Source organism: Actinoplanes sp. G11-F43 (genome assembly GCF_050589265.1).
GTDB lineage: Bacteria > Actinomycetota > Actinomycetes > Mycobacteriales > Micromonosporaceae > Actinoplanes.
In genome coordinates this window covers 1-1,475 of sequence record NZ_JBNZCE010000094.1, presented here as the reverse complement: position 1 = coordinate 1,475, position 1,475 = coordinate 1, and the positions used below count along the sequence as shown (strand labels likewise).

At 64.9% G+C, this 1,475-nt stretch carries 1 protein-coding gene and 1 pseudogene; one reads left to right on the top strand and one right to left on the bottom strand.

The genetic code is table 11. From position 1 onward, the window contains the following. Window positions 1–543: 543 nt before the first annotated feature. Window positions 544–1,080, bottom strand: coding sequence for a hypothetical protein (locus ACQ0O7_RS45055; RefSeq protein WP_430792090.1), 537 nt, complete (start codon window positions 1,078–1,080; stop codon window positions 544–546). Between the two features lie 125 nt (window positions 1,081–1,205). On the opposite strand from ACQ0O7_RS45055, the pseudogene ACQ0O7_RS45050 reads away from it, so the two are divergent. Then, a pseudogene (locus tag ACQ0O7_RS45050) lies at window positions 1,206–1,475 on the top strand (hypothetical protein); the annotation flags it as partial.

Sequence of the window (1,475 nt, the reverse complement as noted above, 5' to 3'; positions counted from 1 at the left end):
TTCCGGACAGCCAACGCCCGGCCAACAACCCAAATCTCACTCAACGTTACATCCATGAGTGTCGACCAGGTTTTGGATGGCTCTCCCGGATTGCTCTGGAAATGCCATCTTGGAGGCGCATCGAATGGCATGTGGCGTTTGGCTGGGCGGGCGGTTTGCTTTCGCGCTTGCCGTCAAGAAGCTGCTGGCGGTGAGGCCTGAGTGAAGGGTTCGGGGTGATCTAGCGCCCCTTTGGGAGAACGAACGTTCTTTCTCGAGGGGGTGACGGGTTGGATAGCCGCTGTGACGGGCCGAATTGCCTCTGCTGTGGGTGCTCTGGCGTGGGATGGCTCAGCGCGAGGGGGGCGCGGGGTGGCCCGATGCAAAAGCGGATAACCCGGGGCACGGGGTGGCCCGATGCGAGCGATAATCCGGTGCGGGGAACGAGTCAATGCGAGTGGATAACTCCATGCAGGGTATGGGGAAGTGTGGGCTAAACGCCTTATCGGCTAAGATTGATAATAGCCTTTTGGGCTCTGATATCAGCGCGTGGATTCAGGGCTTCTATGAGGTGGGTGGGCCGGAGCGGGTCTGGAGTAGTGCGGTTTCGTTGTCGCCTGCCACGGCCAGCAGGGTTCTGGTCGTGGTGGTGGACACGAGACGTGCGGTGTGGACCGTTGTGCCTCGGGAGGGTTCGGGGCAGGGGGTGCCGGGGTCGAACGGGGCCGTCGTGCTGGAGATCGCGGCCCTGGTGCCGGTGATGCGGAAACCGGTCAGGGTGGTGCGGTCGGCGGCATAGGTGGGTGTGGACAGCAGGAAGTCCTTCGCGCCCTGTTGGGTGCGGATCGCGGGGAACGGCTTCGCGCCCGCGTCGCACGTCACCGACCAGGTCTCCTCGACCAGCTTGGAGTTTTCGAACTCGATCCGGGACGCTTTGTGCGCCAGCCGGGCCTCGTCCCAGTCGAAGCCCTGGCGCAGATCTTCGGCGTCGACGAACCCGGTGCCGGTGGCGAAGTCGAAGACCACCGTCGCCGAGGCCGGGGTGATGCCGGCAAGGCTTCCGGCGATGGCGGCGCTGACGAGTACGGGAAGCATTCGCATGCCGGTCTCTCCTGGTTCACGGTAATTCTCTTGATGCTTCCATGTACCCATTCATCTACCCGTAAAAGCGGATATTTCCGGCCGTTTGGGAGTTGGCTGGCCGCCGATCGGCTTAAGGGACGCGGTTGAAGATCACGCCGGCGGTGTCCCGGCCCGGTCGATTCGAGAGCGGCGGGGCGATGGCGGCTGTGCCCTATCGGGCGGCACCGAATGGCGGTGCGGCGAGCGGCATGGCTGCGGTGAGTGGCGTGCATGTGGCGAGCGGCGCGAGTGTGGCGGTGAGCGGCGCAGATACGGCGAGCGGCATGGGTGCAGCGGTGCGTGGCGTGGCTGCGGTGGGCGGCGTAGCTGCGGTGAGCGGCATGGGTGCAGCGGTGCGTGGCGTGGCTGCGGTG

Excerpts from the sequence above, each read along its gene's own strand:
- ACQ0O7_RS45055 (WP_430792090.1), bottom strand. The coding sequence starts at position 1,080 with ATGCGAATGCTTCCCGTACTCGTCAGCGCCGCCATCGCCGGAAGCCTT.